This is a genomic window from Alicyclobacillus suci (assembly GCF_017329615.1).
GTDB lineage: Bacteria > Bacillota > Bacilli > Alicyclobacillales > Alicyclobacillaceae > Alicyclobacillus > Alicyclobacillus suci.
In genome coordinates this window covers 185,379-203,984 of record NZ_JAFMTW010000001.1, presented here as the reverse complement: position 1 = coordinate 203,984, position 18,606 = coordinate 185,379, and the positions used below count along the sequence as shown (strand labels likewise).

At 52.4% G+C, this 18,606-nt stretch carries 23 protein-coding genes; 21 read left to right on the top strand and 2 right to left on the bottom strand.

Annotated features, from left to right (window positions below):
- The first annotated feature begins 49 nt into the window (after positions 1 to 49).
- Positions 50 to 820 carry an enoyl-ACP reductase FabI gene (gene fabI / locus J3482_RS01155; protein ID WP_146822416.1) on the top strand — a complete coding sequence of 257 codons (771 nt, stop codon included), beginning with the start codon at positions 50 to 52 and terminating at the stop codon, positions 818 to 820.
- A 20-nt stretch (positions 821 to 840) separates the two neighbouring features.
- Here the strand turns inward: fabI and J3482_RS01150 are convergent, their stop codons facing one another.
- A complete protein-coding gene (locus J3482_RS01150) occupies positions 841 to 1,908 on the bottom strand; it encodes a quinone-dependent dihydroorotate dehydrogenase (protein WP_206916362.1) in 1,068 nt (355 codons plus the stop codon).
- Between the two features lie 138 nt (positions 1,909 to 2,046).
- On the opposite strand from J3482_RS01150, the gene J3482_RS01145 reads away from it, so the two are divergent.
- The 16 genes from J3482_RS01145 to J3482_RS01070 all read left to right on the top strand — a co-directional run bounded on the left by J3482_RS01145 (position 2,047) and on the right by J3482_RS01070 (position 15,459).
- The gene (locus J3482_RS01145) at positions 2,047 to 2,613 is read left to right on the top strand and encodes a sigma-70 family RNA polymerase sigma factor (RefSeq protein WP_146822418.1); all 567 of its coding nucleotides are present in this window, start codon (positions 2,047 to 2,049) and stop codon (positions 2,611 to 2,613) included.
- Positions 2,594 to 3,622 carry a hypothetical protein gene (locus tag J3482_RS01140; RefSeq protein WP_206916359.1) on the top strand — a complete coding sequence of 343 codons (1,029 nt, stop codon included), beginning with the start codon at positions 2,594 to 2,596 and terminating at the stop codon, positions 3,620 to 3,622. The genes J3482_RS01145 and J3482_RS01140 overlap by 20 nt, the downstream gene beginning before the upstream one ends.
- Before the next feature lie 56 nt (positions 3,623 to 3,678).
- The gene (locus tag J3482_RS01135) at positions 3,679 to 3,948 is read left to right on the top strand and encodes a hypothetical protein (RefSeq protein ID WP_146822420.1); all 270 of its coding nucleotides are present in this window, start codon (positions 3,679 to 3,681) and stop codon (positions 3,946 to 3,948) included.
- 104 nt (positions 3,949 to 4,052) lie between these two features.
- On the top strand, positions 4,053 to 5,168 hold the full coding sequence (gene ald, locus J3482_RS01130; protein WP_146822421.1) for an alanine dehydrogenase: 1,116 nt from the start codon (positions 4,053 to 4,055) through the stop codon (positions 5,166 to 5,168).
- 39 nt (positions 5,169 to 5,207) lie between these two features.
- Positions 5,208 to 5,516: a metal-sulfur cluster assembly factor gene (locus J3482_RS01125; protein WP_021297132.1), complete on the top strand. Its 309-nt coding sequence runs from the start codon at positions 5,208 to 5,210 to the stop codon at positions 5,514 to 5,516.
- 180 nt (positions 5,517 to 5,696) lie between these two features.
- Positions 5,697 to 6,482, top strand: coding sequence for a Fe-S cluster assembly ATPase SufC (gene sufC / locus J3482_RS01120; RefSeq protein ID WP_146822422.1), 786 nt, complete (start codon positions 5,697 to 5,699; stop codon positions 6,480 to 6,482).
- 14 nt (positions 6,483 to 6,496) lie between these two features.
- A complete protein-coding gene (locus J3482_RS01115) occupies positions 6,497 to 7,774 on the top strand; it encodes a SufB/SufD family protein (RefSeq protein WP_223204084.1) in 1,278 nt (425 codons plus the stop codon).
- On the top strand, positions 7,771 to 9,003 hold the full coding sequence (locus J3482_RS01110) for a cysteine desulfurase (protein WP_206921941.1): 1,233 nt from the start codon (positions 7,771 to 7,773) through the stop codon (positions 9,001 to 9,003). The genes J3482_RS01115 and J3482_RS01110 overlap by 4 nt, the downstream gene beginning before the upstream one ends.
- A complete protein-coding gene (sufU, locus tag J3482_RS01105; RefSeq protein WP_146822424.1) occupies positions 8,990 to 9,418 on the top strand; it encodes a Fe-S cluster assembly sulfur transfer protein SufU in 429 nt (142 codons plus the stop codon). The genes J3482_RS01110 and sufU overlap by 14 nt, the downstream gene beginning before the upstream one ends.
- Positions 9,419 to 9,484: 66 nt before the next feature.
- The gene (sufB, locus tag J3482_RS01100) at positions 9,485 to 10,882 is read left to right on the top strand and encodes a Fe-S cluster assembly protein SufB (RefSeq protein ID WP_146822425.1); all 1,398 of its coding nucleotides are present in this window, start codon (positions 9,485 to 9,487) and stop codon (positions 10,880 to 10,882) included.
- A gap of 64 nt (positions 10,883 to 10,946) precedes the next feature.
- Positions 10,947 to 11,255: a non-heme iron oxygenase ferredoxin subunit gene (locus J3482_RS01095; RefSeq protein ID WP_146822426.1), complete on the top strand. Its 309-nt coding sequence runs from the start codon at positions 10,947 to 10,949 to the stop codon at positions 11,253 to 11,255.
- A 51-nt stretch (positions 11,256 to 11,306) separates the two neighbouring features.
- On the top strand, positions 11,307 to 11,747 hold the full coding sequence (locus tag J3482_RS01090) for an RrF2 family transcriptional regulator (RefSeq protein WP_146822427.1): 441 nt from the start codon (positions 11,307 to 11,309) through the stop codon (positions 11,745 to 11,747).
- Between the two features lie 183 nt (positions 11,748 to 11,930).
- Positions 11,931 to 12,554 carry a YhbD family protein gene (locus J3482_RS01085; protein WP_206916355.1) on the top strand — a complete coding sequence of 208 codons (624 nt, stop codon included), beginning with the start codon at positions 11,931 to 11,933 and terminating at the stop codon, positions 12,552 to 12,554.
- A 13-nt stretch (positions 12,555 to 12,567) separates the two neighbouring features.
- Positions 12,568 to 13,227: a hypothetical protein gene (locus J3482_RS01080; RefSeq protein ID WP_206916353.1), complete on the top strand. Its 660-nt coding sequence runs from the start codon at positions 12,568 to 12,570 to the stop codon at positions 13,225 to 13,227.
- A 65-nt stretch (positions 13,228 to 13,292) separates the two neighbouring features.
- Positions 13,293 to 13,934 carry a polymer-forming cytoskeletal protein gene (locus J3482_RS01075; protein ID WP_188332203.1) on the top strand — a complete coding sequence of 214 codons (642 nt, stop codon included), beginning with the start codon at positions 13,293 to 13,295 and terminating at the stop codon, positions 13,932 to 13,934.
- Positions 13,927 to 15,459 carry an MDR family MFS transporter gene (locus J3482_RS01070; protein ID WP_328702625.1) on the top strand — a complete coding sequence of 511 codons (1,533 nt, stop codon included), beginning with the start codon at positions 13,927 to 13,929 and terminating at the stop codon, positions 15,457 to 15,459. The genes J3482_RS01075 and J3482_RS01070 overlap by 8 nt, the downstream gene beginning before the upstream one ends.
- Before the next feature lie 111 nt (positions 15,460 to 15,570).
- Here J3482_RS01070 and J3482_RS01065 read toward each other — a convergent pair whose 3' ends face one another.
- Entirely contained in the window at positions 15,571 to 15,846 is a 276-nt protein-coding gene (locus J3482_RS01065) for a hypothetical protein (RefSeq protein ID WP_021297119.1), read from the bottom strand.
- Positions 15,847 to 15,961: 115 nt separating this feature from the next.
- Between J3482_RS01065 and J3482_RS01060 the strand changes: the two genes are divergently transcribed.
- The 4 genes from J3482_RS01060 (at position 15,962) to J3482_RS01045 (ending at position 18,597) form a co-directional block, all read left to right on the top strand.
- Entirely contained in the window at positions 15,962 to 16,501 is a 540-nt protein-coding gene (locus tag J3482_RS01060; protein ID WP_021297118.1) for a peroxiredoxin, read from the top strand.
- A gap of 75 nt (positions 16,502 to 16,576) precedes the next feature.
- Complete coding sequence (locus J3482_RS01055) at positions 16,577 to 17,020, top strand: thioredoxin fold domain-containing protein (RefSeq protein WP_146822432.1); 444 nt, start codon at positions 16,577 to 16,579, stop codon at positions 17,018 to 17,020.
- Positions 17,021 to 17,206: 186 nt separating this feature from the next.
- Positions 17,207 to 17,824 (top strand): fatty acid metabolism transcriptional regulator FadR, encoded by a 618-nt coding sequence (fadR, locus tag J3482_RS01050; protein WP_146822433.1) that lies wholly within the window; start codon positions 17,207 to 17,209, stop codon positions 17,822 to 17,824.
- 2 nt (positions 17,825 to 17,826) lie between these two features.
- The gene (locus J3482_RS01045; RefSeq protein WP_146822434.1) at positions 17,827 to 18,597 is read left to right on the top strand and encodes an electron transfer flavoprotein subunit beta/FixA family protein; all 771 of its coding nucleotides are present in this window, start codon (positions 17,827 to 17,829) and stop codon (positions 18,595 to 18,597) included.
- Positions 18,598 to 18,606 lie beyond the last annotated feature (9 nt).

Sequence of the window (18,606 nt, the reverse complement as noted above, 5' to 3'; positions counted from 1 at the left end):
CGGATGGTATACATGTAAAAGAACTGTCCACTGGAAAAGGGGTTATCACTTGGCACTTTTGACTGGCAAGACCATTGTCGTGATGGGCGTCGCAAATAAGCGCAGCATTGGTTGGGGCGTCGCGACAGCCGCAGCGCAACATGGGGCAAATCTCGTGTTGACGTACCGGAGTGAGCGGGCGGGGGAACAGATTAAGAAGTTACTTGCCGAACTCCCGGAGACGAACGCACGCGTGGTGCAATGCGACGTCACGGACGATGCTTCGATAGCGGCAGCGTTTGCCGAAATTGGTCAACAAGGTTCGATTCATGGCCTTGTGCATTCGATAGCGCACGCCAATGTCGAAGATTTGCAGGGCGAATTTGTGGCGACATCCCGTGAAGGGTTTCTGCTGGCGCAGAATATTAGCGCGTATTCACTGGTCGCTGTGGCCCGCGCTGCCCGTCCTTTGATGACGGATGGGGGTGGCATCGTCACCATGAGCTATTTAGGTGGTGAGCGCGCGGTGGAAAATTATAACGTGATGGGGGTTGCCAAGGCTTCGCTGGAGTCGGCTGTGCGCTATCTTGCAAAAGACTTGGGCAAGGACAACATCCGTGTGAATGCGGTCTCCGCTGGGCCGATTCGCACACTTGCGGCGAAAGGCGTGCGTGGCTTCAACGACGTGTTGCACAAGATGGAGGAGAAGGCGCCGCTTCGCCGCAATGTCGACGCGCAAGAGGTTGGCGACGTCACGGCGTTTTTCTTGTCGGATTTGAGCCGGGGGATTACAGGCGAGGTGATTCACGTCGACGGAGGATATCATATCGTCGGCGTCTGATCTGCCTGATATCACCGGGCCTATGCCCAGACGTCTGTGCCAACGGCTTCGGCGATGGTGGAAAATCCGTCCTGCCGAAGCCGTTCGGCCAATCCTCTGGCGATGTCTCGAACGACCGTTGGTCCTTCGTAGATGAAGGCTGTATAGAGCTGTAGCAGGTCGGCGCCAGCTCGAATTTTTTCGTACGCGTCGTCCCCTGTGAAAATTCCGCCGCAACCGATGATGGGCAAGCGTCCTTGTGCTGTTTGCCGAACAAGGCGAATCACTTGGGTCGCTCTCGCCCTGAGCGGCCGCCCGCTCAATCCGCCACTCTCTTTTTTCTCCGCGCTTTTCAGCCCCACCCGAGAGATTGTCGTGTTGGTCGCGATAATACCTAGTTGCCCGACCAAACTAGACTCTAACAACGCTTCGACGATATGAGTCAGCGCCGCGTCATTGAGGTCTGGAGACAGTTTGACAAAGACTGGCTTGCGATGTTCAGTCAGGTAAGGCGCGAGTCTGTCTAGCAAAGATTGAATGGTTCGCGCACTTTGTAGGTCCCGGAGGCCTGGCGTGTTTGGAGAACTCAGATTTATCGTCACATAATCGGCAGTCGCAATGACGTCGCGAAGCGCACGTTCATAGTCGTCGCCAGCGCGTTCGTTAGGTGTCACTTTGTTTTTGCCAATATTGACACCGACATAACCTGCTCGATGTTTCAAGTTGGCTAGGCGGTGGGCACAGGTACGACTTCCTTTATTATTGAAACCCATGCGATTGATTAGTGCCTCATCTGCCTTCAACCGGAACAAGCGAGGCAATTCGTTGCCGGGTTGCGGAACGGGGGTGACGGTGCCGACTTCGATACTGGAAAAACCGCAATGGAAGAGACCTGGCACAGCAACTGCATCTTTGTCCAACCCTGCGGCGAGCCCAATTGGGTGGGGAAGGGTCATACCGAGCACAGTCGTGTGCAGGATTTTGTCGGGCGTCCACGGGCGGACGGCAAGTTTACCCAGGTTGGGCCAGTGTCCCAAGGCGTTGAGGACAAGATGGTGTGCTCGCTCTGGGTCTAGTTGAAAGAGTGCGCTGCGCAGCGTCTTATACATAGTAACCTCCAACATCTCTTTATCAAATCTGCTCGAAAGTGTAGCATGTTTTAGGGATTCGCACACGCCTTTGTCACGTTTAGCGGGAGAACTTCGTCTAACAGTCAAAAGGCGTGCGCTTCAGTAAGGGGAATCAACATGCCGAAAGCGCGTCGGGCGAGCGATGAAGAAGCGTTTCCAGATCTTCCTCGTCTCGAGGAGTGGATGGACGCTTATGGGAGTGACGTAATCCATCTCGCTTACTCTTATGTTCACAACTATCATAGGGCAGAAGACATCGCCCAGGATGTCTTTCTTCGAGCATGGCGAAATTGGGCGTCGTTTCAAGGGAACAGCTCTGTAAAAACCTGGTTGCTGTCGATTACGGCGAACCGCGCGAAAGATTATCTCAGATCTTGGAGCGCGAAGCACGAGGTTGCAGATGACGGCGACGCGCTGGCGGCCATATCGGTGTCGGACACGGCCACGGAAGTGGCCGCGAAGCTTGATCGCGATGAATTGTGGCAGACGGTTCATCGATTGCCGGAGAAGTATCGGGAAGTGGTCATTCTTTATTATGAGCGGGAACTGTCGAGCCAAGAGGTGGCAGAGGTTCTTGGAATAACTGAACAAGCGGTTCGAACGAGATTACATCGAGGACGGCAGTTGCTCAAGCGTGCGCTCAGTGAGGAGGGGATGGGGTTTCATGACGAATCGAGACGATAAAGACCTCCAGAACATCATGCAGCAATTGAGTGAAGTTCCGTTTCGCGACGAGTTGAAGTCGCGCGTTCTCAATGCCGCAAAAGCAGAAGATTTAGCACTTGCAGGAGGACGGCGAAAGCGAGTACCCCGCACTTGGTATGCGGGCATTGCCAGCGGACTGGTCGCGGCAGCCGCAGTCATTGGCGTGGGGATAGGTCTAGAGCGACATGATGCAGAACAAGCAGCCCACCAAGCATCTGCAACTTCAGCGTCGGTTTCGTTTCAATTAGACGCTAAGCAGTATGGGATGGCGCAAGCCCCGCTGCAAATATCCAACGTGCGCGTAGGTACATTGCCTGGAGACCCGAAGGATTCAGACGTCCTTGCCGATTTGACGAACACCTCAGATAAACCGGTGCACGAATCGGATATCTTTGGTGTCCTGTCGTTCACGCCGGCAGGGGACAATAACCTGCAAACCGGAGAAAATTGGTTGACGTTTGTCAACGGGCCAAGTGGCTCCATTGCGCCGCACCAGACCGCACAATGGGGATTTCACCCGGACGGCAGCACGCTACATGCACCGCTGACACAGGCTATCGTGGAAACGCCGCATCTTCGTTTTTACCTAGCGCACTTGGTACCGACCGATATGGCTGACAAGGTGTGGACCAAGAGTCCGCTTGACGTGAGTCAAGTACAGGTGGAACCCCGTGTCGTGGATGGCCGTGCGCAGTCGGTACAAATCGATGCGCGATTGACCAACAGGTCTAAATCGCCGTTTCCACTCAGCTCAGCGCGTGCCGTCATTTGGTTTGCGTCGTCGCCTGAACAGAGTTTTTTGTCGGATGGCAGTATTCGCTTTATGTATCACTTGACACCCGAGTATAAAGATCAGGTGTGGCCGAGTGTCGTTCAGCCTGGACAATCCATCGCGGTGAACTTCCGAGTGATTTCGGATAATCAGTCGGATTTCTTTAATCGGATGGCCCACGTGATGATTATCAACACGCCTCAGGGTGGTTTTTAACGCGAAAACGGCCTACGGTGCCCGGGAGGCAACGTGGAGAAAGGAGCAGGAAACCCATGACGACGCGGTTTAGTCTGGCAGAGTTGGCAGACATGCTGCATGTCCCAGTTGAGGCCGTAAGACAGGCAGTGGAGTCGCTTGTGGACGAGTTGACAGGGGAGTCATTTTTGTATAATGACCGCACGTGGCGCATTGCGCCGAGCGACGTCAAACGCATTCAACTGTGGCTAGAGGTGCATCCTGAAGCGGTTGAGGAGGCACGTCGTTCACGGACTCGACGCGTCCGTGTGAAACGAATTGTGGCGCCAGGCGAGGGGAGCGAGTAAGCTTACCTATCACGTTTCATTGCGTTTAGATTATGAGAGACGTACACTAGAAATAAATCGAGCCTGGCTTCCATTAGGCGGTATTGGTGAAGGGAGAAACAGTCGTGAGAATCGGAGTGCCAAAAGAGATTAAAAACAATGAAGATCGCGTTGCCATTACACCGGCTGGTGTACGTGCGCTCGTGGATGCGGGTCATCAGGTGTTTGTCGAGACCGGCGCTGGCGCAGGGAGTGGGTTTACAGATGCACAGTACCAAGAGGCTGGTGCACACATTTACGCGGATGCGTCGTCCACCTGGGGAGACGCTGATATGGTGCTCAAGGTCAAGGAGCCACAACCGTCTGAGTTTGCTTTCTTTCGCTCTGATCTGACACTGTTTACATATTTACATCTCGCGCCGGAGCCCGAATTGACAAAAGCCTTGATGGATACCGGCGTCACGGCGATTGGTTATGAGACGGTTCAATTGTCTGATAACAGTCTGCCACTCTTGATGCCGATGTCAGAAGTGGCGGGCCGGATGTCTATTCAAGTGGGCGCGCACTTCTTGGAGAAGCCGTTTGGTGGCCGTGGTGTGCTGCTCGCTGGCGTTCCTGGGGTGCCACCGGCGCGCGTCGTCATTGTCGGCGGCGGCATTGTTGGTACGAACGCGGCGCGTGTGGCTTTGGGGATGGGCGCAGATGTCACGATTTTTGACAGCAACCCTCGGCGGCTGCGAGAATTGGATGACATGTTCCGCGGGCAAGTGCGGACCGTGATGTCAAACACGTATAACCTGCACGAACATATTGAAGGCGCCGACCTGCTTGTGGGCGCTGTGCTGATACCGGGTGCGCGTGCGCCGAAGATTGTCACGGATGACATGGTCAAGGGGATGAATCCGGGCGGCGTGATTGTCGATGTGGCGATTGACCAAGGCGGATCGATTGCGACGATTGACCGCATCACGACCCATAGTGATCCGGTGTATGAGAAATATGGTGTGGTACACTATTCAGTAGCCAACATGCCAGGGGCGGTTCCGCGCACGTCGACGCTTGCGTTGACCAATGTGACGATACCGTATGCGGTGCGTTTGGCCAACTTGGGTGCCGCAGCCGCGGTTAAGGCGGACGCTGCTCTGGCGAAAGGTGTCAATGTGTATCGTGGGAAGGTCACGTACGAAGCGGTGGCCAACGCGTTGCATCTGGAGTACACGGAATTGTCGTCCTTGCTGTAATGGGAATTTGTGTATGATTTGAAAGTGAGGTGGAACGGCTTGGTCACGGAAGAACTGGTTCGCAATATGTTGACTGAGGTGCTCGACCCGGAGATTCAAATTGATATCGTCAACTTAGGGATGGTTTACAATATCGATATTGAAGATGGTGGCAAGCGCATCAAAGTCACGATGACGCTCACTACAATGGGTTGCCCGTTATTTGACGAAATCAAGGATGAAATCGTGGAGCGGCTGACGTCCTTGGAGGGTGTCGAAGAAGTCGATGTGTCGCTTACGTTTGATCCACCTTGGGATAAAGAAATGATGTCCGACGAAGCGAAACTCGTATTCAAATATTTGTTTTAAATCAGGGCCGCCGCCAAGGCGGCTCTTTTGTGCGATGCGCATCTGGCAAACGGGGCACGCTACCCAATGTGTACGTAGAAAACTTGCATTTTTGCACAGGTGTGATACGCTTTTTAAGAAGAAACATGACTAATGCGGTCAACATTTAGAAATATACAGATGAGTGAGAGGTAGGTACGTATGGCAAAGCCAAATTTCCAAGTCGAAGATCTACACGTCAGCATTGAGGGTAAAGAAATCCTCAAGGGATTGAATTTACATATTCGCGGCGGGGAAATTCACGCCATCATGGGACCCAACGGAACGGGGAAGAGCACGCTGGCCTCGTCTTTGATGGGGCATCCTCATTACGAGGTCACAGGTGGTCGCGTGACATTGGATGGTCAGGACCTCCTCGAAATGTCAACGGATGAACGCGCACGCGCGGGTTTGTTCCTCGCGATGCAATATCCATCGGAAGTACCTGGTGTGTCGAATGCGAACTTTATTCGCCAAGCGCTCAACGCCCGAATGGAAGAGGGAAAAGAAATACCAGTTCTCAAGTTTCACCGGACGCTGCAGGAGAAAATGAAGCAATTGAATATTGACCCGGTGTTCGCTGAGCGCTATCTCAACGAAGGCTTCTCCGGTGGTGAGAAAAAACGCAACGAGATTTTGCAGATGTCGATGCTCGAACCCCGTATCGCAATTTTGGACGAGATTGACTCAGGACTCGACATCGACGCTTTGAAAGTTGTAGCGAATGGCGTCAACAGCATGAAATCTGACAATATCGGCTTCCTTATCATTACGCACTACCAACGTTTGTTGAACTATATCGTGCCGGATTATGTACACGTCATGATGCAAGGGCGAATTGTCAAGTCCGGCGATGCGAAGCTCGCAGAGGAATTGGAAGCTAAGGGATACGATTGGTTGAAAGAAGAACTGGGTATTGAAGACGAGACGGTCGAGGTCGACGCGTAAGGGGGGGAGCACAAGTGACCGAAGCGAATACGGTGTCATTGCAAGTTCATGCCGTAAGTTCGGCGTTTCAGGAGCCTGAATGGGTGTTGCGCCTGCGGGAGGACGCCTGGCAGCGATTTACGGAGATGCCGGAACCGCGCCTCGAGAAGACAGACCTCCGCAAGCGCGGCTGGGAGACGGGCACGTTTGTTGCTTCGCCAACTGGCGTACCAGAGTCGGTTCGCCATTACGTGAACAATCTCGACCATCCGTACGCCTTGTTTGTCGACGGGCATCTCATTGAAGTGAAGCACACAGAGGCGCAAGGTCAACAAGGTGTCATTTTTACAGATATACACACTGCAACGCTCAAGCACGAATCGTTGGTGAAAGAACATCTGGCATCCGTCGTCAAGGTGGATGACAATAAATGGTCGGCATTGAGTTTGGCATTGTTCGCGGGCGGCATCTTTTTATATGTTCCACGGAATGTGCAAGTCGACGTTCCATTCGAATCGGTTCATGTGTTCACGGCAGCGCAGTCGGGTACGTATCCACGTAATCTGATTGTGGCGGATGAACTGGCTGATGTGAAATTTATCGACGTGACGTTTTCACCAGAACAGAAGGAGAAATTTACGTCCAGTCACGTCACGGAAGTTGTGGCCAAGGCAGGTAGTCGCGTGCACGTCGGTACCGCTGACGAGTTCGCGAAGGGAGCGACGTATTTCGTGACGCGCCGTGCGCTGGTGGGCAAGGATGCGGTGGTCGAATGGACGGTCAGCGATGTGAGTAACGCATTTACGGTTGAATTGGTGGAAGATATCTTGGAAGGCACTGGCGCACGTGGAGAAACGCGTGTGATTGGGGTGGGATATGGACGCCAACACATGGATTTGACCGCGAGCATGGTGCATCGTGGGCGCCATACAGAAAGTGATATTACGATGCATGGGGCGTTGCGCGAACGTGCGAATAGCGTCTTCCGGAGTTGCACAGAAATTGTCAAGGGCGCTGTCGGAGCGGGCAGTGAGCAGCACGACAGAATGATTATGATTGACAGGACCGCACGCGCTGATGCGATTCCGATGCTCCTGATTGACGAAAATGACGTCAATCGTTGTGGGCACGCTGCGAGCGTTGGGAAGATTGACCCGAACCAAGTGTATTATCTGATGAGCCGTGGTATTCCGCAGGCACTGGCCACACAGATGATTATCTGGGGCTATCTTCACGATTCGGTGGAGGCCTTGCCTAGTGCCCCGTTGCGCGACCTCGTGGTGGCGCGTATAGAAAGGGAGCTTTCACGATGAATCCGATAGAACTCCGTAAGGATTTTCCGATATTTGAGGAGAAGATCAACGGTCATCCGCTCGTCTATCTGGATAGCGCGGCGACATCTCAGAAACCGCGTCAGGTGCTCGATGTGTTGAAGCGGTATTACGAACATGAAAATTCCAATGTGCATCGCGGTGTCCACACCCTTGGAACGAGGGCGACGGAGTCTTATGAGCAGGCGCGGGAGAAGGTTGCTACCTTCATCCACGCGCCGTCAGCGAATCAGGTTGTATTCACCCGCGGGACGACGGAGTCGCTCAACATGATAGCTTATGGTTATGCGCGAACGCGGTTCCAGGCTGGCGACGAGATTGTGTTGCCGCCGAGTGAGCATCACAGTAACTTGATTCCTTGGCAGCAGGTGGCTCGTGCTACCGGCGCTTCCATCAAGTATCTGCCACTTCAACCGGATGGAACGATTCGCTTGGAAGATGTGGAAGCGACCGTCACAGAGAAAACCAAGTTAGTGACCATTGCGCACGTTTCTAATGTACTGGGTACCATTAATCCGGTGAAAGAAATTGCCGAAATCGCGCATCGACACGGTGCCATTATGGTCGTAGATGGCGCCCAAAGCGTGCCACATATGCCGATTGATGTGGTCGAGCTGGACTGTGATTTTCTCGCTTTTTCCGGGCACAAGATGTGTGGGCCTACTGGTATTGGCGTCCTCTATGGCAAAAAAGAATTGTTTGAGCAAATGGAGCCCACGTACTTTGGCGGCGAAATGATTGACGTGGTAGAGCTTTACGAGTCGACCTGGAAGGAAGCTCCGTGGAAATTTGAGGGGGGTACGCCGATTATCGCTGGGGCGATTGGGCTTGGCGCGGCGGTGGATTACCTGTCGGCCATCGGTCTGGATGCTGTTGCGGAACACGACGCGAAATTAGCCAATTTGGCTATGGAACGGTTGCAGGCCATCGATGGTATTGACGTCTATGGCCCGCCGGCAGGCGTGCATCGCGGCGGGTTGGTTACGTTCAACCTGCGTGGTGTACATCCGCACGATGTAGCGACTGTATTGGATACTCAGGGCGTCGCGGTGCGCGCAGGACATCATTGCGCACAGCCGCTGATGCGGATTTTGGGTGTCGGATCAACTGCGCGTGCCAGCTTTTATCTTTATAATACAGAAGATGACGTTGAGCACTTGGTAGAAGCCCTACAACAAGCGAAGGAGTTCTTCGGCCATGCAATTGGATGAGTTGTATCGCCAAGTGATCATGGACCACTATCAGAAACCGCGAAATCAGGGAACGCTATCGGAGGATGCCATCTCGGTAGATCTTCGGAATCCCAGCTGCGGTGACGAGATTTTTCTCCAACTGATGGTGGAGGACGGCATCGTCAAAGATGTACGTTTTCGGGGAAGCGGATGTTCCATTTCCATGTCGTCCGCATCCATGATGACGGAGGCCATTAAAGGCAAAACGGTTGACGACGCATTGAAACTCTCGCAGACATTTCGGGAAATGATGTTGGGTCACGACGTAGATTTTGACGAACTGGGCGAGCTTGAATCGCTCCACGGTGTCGCCAAGTTTCCGGCGCGCATCAAATGTGCGACGCTGGCGTGGCAGGCGCTGGAGCGTGCAGCCTCGTCGACTGGCGAGAACTAAGAAATAAACTGCGCATGACAGGCACTGATGGTGAATTGTAATACATCTCGAAAGGGGATGTTTGGCATGGCAAAACAACTGCCGGACATGGAAGAGTATCAGTATGGTTTTCGCGATAAGGACATTTCCGTCGTCAAGTTCGAGAAGGGCCTGACACGCAAAACCGTTGAAGAGATCTCGATGATGAAGAACGAGCCCGGTTGGATGACGGATTTCCGCTTGCGTTCCCTCGACATCTTTTGGGAAAAGGGGATGCCAAACTGGGGCGGCGACTTAAGCGAATTGGATTTTGACGAGATTACGTACTATGTCAAACCTTCGGAACGTCAGGGTAAGACGTGGGATGAGGTTCCTGAAGAGATTAAGAACACGTTCGACAGACTTGGTATCCCGGAAGCGGAACAAAAATTCTTGGCCGGGGTCTCGGCACAATACGAGTCTGAAGTCGTTTATCACTCCATGCGTGAAGACTTGGAAAAAATGGGCGTCATCTTCTGCGATACGGACACGGCTTTGAGGGAACATCCGGAAATCTTTAAAGAGTACTTTGGTACGGTGATTCCACCGGAGGACAATAAGTTCGCTGCACTCAACAGCGCAGTCTGGAGTGGCGGTAGTTTCATTTATGTTCCAAAGGGCGTACGTTGTGAAGTGCCGTTGCAGGCTTATTTCCGGATTAACTCGGAGAATATGGGTCAATTTGAACGGACGCTCATCATTGCCGACGACGACAGTTTCGTTCACTATGTCGAGGGGTGTACAGCGCCGGTTTACAGCACAAACTCGTTGCACAGTGCGGTCGTAGAGATTATTGTCAAGGACCGAGCCCGCTGCCGTTATACCACGATTCAAAACTGGGCGCCAAACATCTATAACTTGGTGACCAAGCGCGCTGTGGCACATCGCGATGCGACGATGGAATGGGTCGATGGCAACATCGGATCGAAACTGACCATGAAATATCCATCTGTGTATATGCAGGGTGAAGGTGCGAAGGCGATGGTGCTGTCTATCGCCGTGGCAGGCAAGGGCCAGCACCAAGATGCTGGTGCCAAGGTCGTTCACAATGCGCCGAACACGACCTCGACGATTGTGTCGAAGTCGATTAGTAAGCACGGCGGCAAAACCACTTATCGCGGGTTGGCGAGTTTCGCGCCGAATGCGGTGGGCTCCAAGGCGAACATCAAGTGTGACACGCTGATTTTGGATGACAATTCGACATCTGATACGATTCCATACAATGAGATTATGAATGATGATGTCACACTGGAACACGAGGCGTCTGTCTCCAAAGTCAGTGAGGAACAGCTCTTCTACCTGATGAGCCGCGGCATTTCTGAAGAGGACGCGACGCGAATGATTGTCATGGGCTTTATTGAACCGTTCACGCGCGAACTTCCGATGGAGTATGCGGTCGAGATGAACCGATTGATTAAGTTCGAGATGGAAGGTTCCATCGGGTAAGTTGTAAGATTGGCGCGTTCTTGTCTGTGGGAACGCGCCTCTTGTAAGGAGAAGGGTGAACTCGGTGACTTGGATAAAGGTTGCGAACGTAAGTGATTTGGAAGTAGGCGATATGATGCAGGTGTCGCTCGACGAGGAAGACCTCGCTTTGTACCACTTGGAAGATGGTTTTTATGCGACGTCGGACGTCTGCACGCATGCTGCACAATCGCTTTCCAATGGAACGCTGGACGGGCACATTGTGGCTTGTCCGAGGCATGGTGGCAAGTTCGATGTCAAGACGGGTCAGGCGACATCCTTTCCGTGTGTCATCCCCATTGCAACCTATGAGGTTGAGGTGCGCGGTGACGAAGTATGGGTGGATTATGATTAATGTAGCGGTATGTCTGACATGGTCAGGAACTGAAACAAGGAGGAGTATGGCATGAAGGTATCCCGCAAGACAGAATACGGACTTCGCGCCATGGTGGCACTCGCATCGATGGCGGGGGTTGACCGCACGGTTCCGCTTCGGCAAGTGGCCGAGGCGGAATCGATTCCGGAACAGTTCTTAGATCAGATCATGGCCAAACTACGCAGAGCAGGATTTGTGACAAGCGTTCGCGGCGCAGGTGGTGGATATCAATTGAGTCGACCTCCGGAGGCCATTTCGATTGGCGCTTTGGTTCGCTTGCTGGAAGGGTCGTTAGCGCCTATTGCATGCGTGACAGAAGAGGGGAATGAGTCACCTGAAAGTGTCTGTGACTTGTATCGGTCTTGTCATACGCGCAACGTTTGGATGCGCGTTGCCGTGGCAGTCACCAATGCATTGGATGCGTTGACCTTGGCGGACGTGATGTATGATGATATTCCGCTACACGCGTAAAATTCCATCCTATCGAGTATAATGCGCAGAGCAATCGTGGCCATGTCCCGGGGCTCTGCGTTTTTTTGCGTTTTGGATCCGCTTCATTCTTCGCGCGCCAGCGATTTGTCTAGTTGGTCCACTTTGTGCTTGTGTAACGTAACATTGTTATGTTACGATGTTTGCACCGGGAGTGAGTGATGAATGGAACAGGACCTCATGTCTAAAAAGGAATTGTTAGAGCTGACCGGGATTTCGTATGGACAGTTATATCGGTGGAAGCGCAAAAAGTTGATCCCCGAGGAATGGTTTATTCGAAAATCTACCTTTACCGGGCAGGAGACATTTTTCCCGAGGGAGAGAATGCTACAGCGTATCGCGCAGATTCAGAGCATGAAAGATGATCTGTCGCTGGACGAAATGGCGAGGATGTTCTCCCCGGGACCATCTGACATCTCTCTTTCTCCGGAACAGCTATTAGCACAAAACATTGTTACGAAATCGGCGTTGGATGTCCTGTTTGAACAACATCCGGGGGTAGAGATTTTAAAGTTTGAACAACTGCTTTCGTTGTATGTTGTGGATGTTGCGCTGCGGACAGGTGATATTCATTTGGATGATGCAGCGATGATGTTCAAGACGATGGAGCAGAATGTTGAACGGTTTGAAAATGTGAGTTGCCGGTTGTTGGTGATTCGGAAACTGGGTGTGTCGTCGTGTTTTTTATGCTCGACGGCGGGAGATTTATATTTTGATGCGGATACGAAAATCGTGATGGAGTTAGATCTTGCAAAGTGTATCGAGGAATTGAAGTTAAGGTTTATGTAAGGGGTGAGGCAATGTGGACGATTACGCAGTACGGCCAAATCTCGATGTGTCGGGGGTAGGAAGTGCGTCAGGTGGCGTATATCAAAACGTAACCATTCAGGGCGTCAGCAAGATACATCATGACATCGACTGTCTTCGATGTGACCTCGAAGGGGTTGCTGAAATTCTTGGTCACGTACGAGCACAGGTACTGAGCGTTCAGGGAAAGGCGAAAATACAGGGCGACGTCGTCGCGAATGAAGTCGTTGTGGAGGGCGTCACACGCATATCGGGAGGGGTGTTCGCCGAATCTTTGTCGTTGACAGGGGTGCTGTGCGTTGGCGGATCTTGTGAGACAGAAAGGTTTGAGGCGCATGGCATGTTTGTGATTGAGGGCCTCTTGTCAGCAGATGAGATTCTGTTGAGATTGGAGCGCAGTTCGCGCGTTAAAGAGATTGGTGGCGCACAAATTCGCGTGGTGAGAAGCAAAGGCTCACGCTTTTTTCAGCGCGTTCGCCGATTAACAGCCGAGGTGATTGAAGGGGACGATATTTATCTCGAGTATACGAAGGCGAACGTGGTACGAGGAAAGCGAGTGACGTTGGGGCCGGGTACGGAGGTGAATCTCCTCGAGTATTCGTCCGATTTTGAGAAGATAGGCGACGCGTTTGTTGAGCGCCATAAAAAGCTGTGACTGCGCGCTCGTGGTTGTGAATCACGATGACAAAGCGCGTTTGGCGAGTTATCGGAGGGAATGCGATGAAAACGAAGCGAAGTTTGGGTAATCACTGGACCATCCACGGTACGGCGCAGTCCGCAGGTGGCACTTTTGAGAAGGTGACCGTCCATGGCGAGGGGAAAGTGACTGGGGATATTCAGTGTGCGCACCTAAAAGTCATGGGCACGTTCCAGGTGGATGGAGCGCTTTTTGCGAACTCGGCAAAGGTGATGGGAACCGTAGAGGTCGCGAAGGATTGGCGTGGTGACCACGTTCACGTACTTGGCGAGATGAAGGTACGTGGTGACTGTAATGTGGAGAAGTTTAAATGTCAGGGTTCATTTAACATTGGTGGATTGTTGAATGCGGGTGCCATAGAACTGTCCCTATATGGAGATTCGAGCGTTCTGGAAATTGGTGGGGAGACCATTCGCGTAAAACCATCTCATCGGTGGAGAGCGAAGGGCGCTCGTCAACTGACGGTCGATACCGTGGAAGGCGATCATATTGTGCTTTACGACACGGTGGCGCGCGTTGTACGTGGCAACGATGTCGAGATTGGCTCGGGTTGTGACGTTAAAGTCGTCGAGTATCGCGACAATCTTCGCATCTCGAACAGTGCGAGTGTGGGCGTTCAGACGCAGACAGGATTGATGCAAAAGGATGTGGACGTGCGTGACTAATCGGCCCACGCGGGTAGGGATTGTGGTTGTTGGCTTGTTGTTGGGAATCTTTATTTCAGCAATGGACAATACAATTGTCGCGACGGCGACAGGAAGTATTGTCTCCAGCCTCGGTGGAATTGATAAAATCGTTTGGATCACTGCGGCCTATATGGTGACTGAAATGGCTGGCATGCCAATTGTCGGGAAGCTTTCGGACATGTATGGGCGCAAACGGTTCTTTGTGTTTGGATTGGTGGTTTTTTTACTGGGGTCGATGCTCTGTGGAACAGCACACAACATGGACCAACTCGCCGTTTATCGAGCCATTCAGGGGATTGGCGGTGGCGCTCTGATGCCAGTTGCGTTCACGATTATCTTTGACGTCGTCCCCCGGGAGCAAGCGGGCAAGTTTTCCGGCATGTTCGGCGCTGTTTTCGGACTCGCGAGCATCTTTGGTCCGTTGCTTGGGGCGTACATCACGCAAGATGTCAATTGGAGGTGGGTGTTTTATCTCAACGTCCCCTTAGGTGTCGTTACATTTATTTTGATTTATTTTTACTATCATGAGTCGCCTAGACACACACGACAGGCGATTGACTGGCTTGGCATCCTCACATTGGTGCCTGCTATCGTATCTCTGATGTTTGCACTGGAGTTCGGCGGCAACCAGTATGCCTGGGCATCTGTAGAGATTGTTGGGGCATTTTTTATCGCACTCATTCTATTTAGCTTGTTTCTCGTGGTAGAAGCGAAGGCGAAGGAACCGATTATTTCCTTTCATATGTTTCGGAACCGCGTGTTTGCCGTGAGCAATCTGGTTGGGCTGTTGTCGGGCAGCGCCTATATCGTGGCAGTCATATACGTGCCGATTTTTATTCAGGGGACGTTGGGCGGATCAGCTATCAATGCGGGCCTCGAATTATTGCCGATGATGGTGGGGTCGTCGCTCACAGCACCGCTCGGCGGCGTGTTGGCGAATAAAATGTCGTACCGGAACGTCCTGATTCCGTTTTGTCTGCTTTTTTTACTTGGCATTTATTTATTGACTAGGCTCACGCCAAACAGTTCGATGTTTGAAGTGATGGGATTTATGTGCATTGTAGGTCTGGGGATTGGACCTTCATTTTCAGTGATGGGCATGGCCTCGCTCGGCGAGTTTGATGCGCGCCACCGGGGCGCTGCGAGTTCAACCAACTCATTTGTTCGGGAGCTTGGGATGACTGTTGGGATTGTTATATTCGGTGCGATTCAGACCCATGTCTTTCAGCGTCAACTGACGTCTCTGATGGTAGGGGGCGCACAAACTAGGATGACTCATTTCGCAAAGATGGATCCACGGGCCATTCTCACACCGGAAACAAGACAGCGTATCCCGCGTCCGATTCTTCATCAATTGAGTCGTGCGATTGCGTATTCTGTCACACACACATTGCTCTGGGACCTGATTCCGGCTGGACTTGCTTTTGTGACGCTATTTTGGATGGGTGCTGCGAGGTTTCGAGGCATGCACAACGCAGAAATGGATACAGAAGGGGGCGTATAGAGAAGTCGACACGCCGAAAAGGCTGGCGCCTTTCTTTCATCGTGCGCGCAGTCCCTTTCCAGCGTGCAAGTACCTTCATCTTATTCATGAGACCCGAGTAGGTGGATTGCGTTAAAAACCAAGGTCGAGTTTAGGTAATGATTGAATGCGCTCCACAGCAGCATCCCGCGTATTGCAGGCATCCACATACTGCAAGAAGATACGCTTGACGTCGTCATGTTTGTTGAGGATGACGGGGTCGACCAGGAGATGGTGTTCTTCGCGGTCATACGTCAAATGCAGACTCGGATTGTAGCCATGGTCGCGAAGGCTCTGCAACAGCGCACTCAAAGCATCATTGACCTGAAAGTGTGCATTGCTCCAGTCCTCTGAGCGATAGGTTTCCATATCGGTGGTTTCCTTCCCTTCGTCTGTGTCGCGCGATTTGAAGCTCCATCTAAATCTTAGTATAATGCCTACGAAGCCAATCGCCAAGTTGGTCTAAATTCAAGGAGGGATTGTCATGCCGTTAGTCGGTCGTCCAGCACCAGACTTTGACATGTTGTCAACGAAAAACATGGATACGCTGAATGAACGTGTGAAGCTTTCCGACTACAAAGGTAAATGGCTGGTTCTGTTCTTTTACCCAGCGGATTTCACCTTTGTCTGCCCGACGGAAATCATCGCTATCAATGACCGCCTGCAAGAGTTCAAAGATCTCGACGCAGAAGTTCTTGGCGTTAGCACGGACAGTGTTCACAGTCATAAAGCCTGGATTAACACGCCGCGTGCCGAAAATGGTTTAGGTGGCTTGGATTACCCACTAGCAGCAGACTTCACCAAGACCGTCGCACGTAGCTATGACGTGTTGGTTGAAGAAGAGGGAACCGCGCTTCGCGGTCTGTTTATTATTGATCCCGACGGCATCCTCCAATACCAAGTTGTGCACAACATGGACGTTGGCCGCAGCGTGGATGAGACGCTCCGCGTTCTTGAAGCGTTGCAAATGGGTGGCTTGTGCCCGGCGAACTGGAAGCCTGGACAAGCTACGTTGAACGTTTGAGTTTCATAGACGATATTGACATCTCCGCGTGCAACTGGTGCGCGGGGATTTTTATCAATTCGGAGGTGAACAGGTATGCCAATGCGGTTGGGTTCCGATATGCCGGCACTGGTGGGGGCCACGGAGTGGTTCAATGGCGAACCGAAACTCGAAGATGGCAACGTGACGTTTGTACATTTCTGGGCAGTGTCCTGCCATATCTGCCATGAGACGATGGCGGATGTTCTGCGGATTCGCGACGAATATGCGGATCAGGGTTTACAAACTGTGGCTGTCCACATGCCGCGCATGGAAGAAGACACCGACATCGCGCGGATTCGAGCGGACGTGGAGAAATATCGTATCACGCAGCCGTGTGCTGTCGATAATCAAGTTGCCATCGCGCAAGCATTCCAAAACGAGTTCACACCGGCATTTTTTATCTTTGGCCGCGATGGAAAACTATTGTTCCGGACGGCTGGAGACAAAGGTTTTCAGAAAGTAGAACCGAAGGTGCGTGAGGCATTGGGTATCCGCTAGATAATACGCCCTACACGTGTAAGCCCGCCATTATCAGGCGGGATTTTTCGTCTTGGCTTGGTCCAGTCGTCGCGGCAGTGACGTGCCTTGCGGTCGACTGACATCAATATGTAAGCGCTTGACATAAGCTGCAAGTAAGCATAGACTTTTTTAAAAGTGAATGACTATTCATTCATTTTTGGGGGGATGGCTATCGGGACACGTCGGGACAGTGCGAAGCGCGATGCGATTTTGCGAGCTGCCATTCAGGTGATTGCAGAAACAGGTTATCATCACGCGCAGATCAGTCGAATTGCCCGTGCCGCCGGGGTAGCGGATGGTACAGTGTATCTCTACTTTAAAAACAAAGAGGATTTGTTGCTTTCCATTTTGCGTGAGAGCATCGGCGAAGTTGTCCACCAACTCCGGCAGGCGCTTTTAAAGGAGCGCGGGGCTATTGCGAAGCTGCGGCGCATCGTCGAGGTTTACCTGGGTGGTTTGGGGCGAGATGCCGAGCTGGCAATGGTGACGCAGGTGCATTTGCGGCAAGTTGATGCTGAGATGCGACGGCAAATCGGGGAGATTATGAAGCCGTTTTATCACTTGTTGGACGACGTTATCGATGAAGGCATACAGGCAGGCGTGTTTAATCAGGAGGTCGGTCATCGGATTGCACGGCGGATGATTTTTGGCACTCTGGATGAAACCGTAACCGCCTGGGTATTGTCTGGCAGCAAGTACGATTTGGGTGCACTTGCGCCGGATATCGTGCGTGTGCTGTGCTATGGCATCTCTTTGCGCGAACAGGTAGAGGAGGAAGTGTGATTGTGAATATCTTAGTGCTCATCAAACAAACCTTTGACACAGAAGAGCGTATCGCCATCGTCGACGGACAGGTGAAAGAAGATGGTGTGCGATTTGTCATTAATCCATACGATGAATATGCCATTGAGGAAGCGATTCGCATCAAAGAGGCGAGTGACGCACAGGTGACAGTCGCCACGGTTGGACCGGAACGGGCGGAGGAGGCGCTGCGGACAGCGCTTGCGATGGGGGCGGACGAGGCCATTTTAGCTGCTGATGAAGCGCTCTTCGGTGATGAGTTCACTGTTGCGCAAGCCCTTGCGGCCATTGCGAAAAAGGGGCAGTACGACCTCATCCTCGCGGGCAACCAGGCAGTCGACGATGGGTCAAGTCAGGTGGCGGTGCGCGTTGCTGAATTGTTGGATTGGGCTCATATTTCGACCGTGACAAAACTTGAGATAAACGGCGACGAGGTCGTCGGTCATCGCGATGCGCAGGGTGATGAGGAAGTGGTTGCCGGACGCTTGCCACTGGTCGTGACCGCACAACAGGGGTTGAATGACCCGCGTTACCCTTCGTTGATAGGCATTCGCCGCGCGGGGAAGAAACCGCTTACGAGGATGTCTCTAGCTGATTTGGGACTGGCTGAAGGCGACATTGCACCGAAGACTAAGATTGTCCAGCGGTTTTTACCGCAGGTGAAAGAAGCTGGACGAATTTTGACTGGGGACTTGTCGGAACAGGTACAAGAACTGGTTCGTTGTTTGCGCACAGTGGATAAGGTCATTGAATGAGCACTGGGG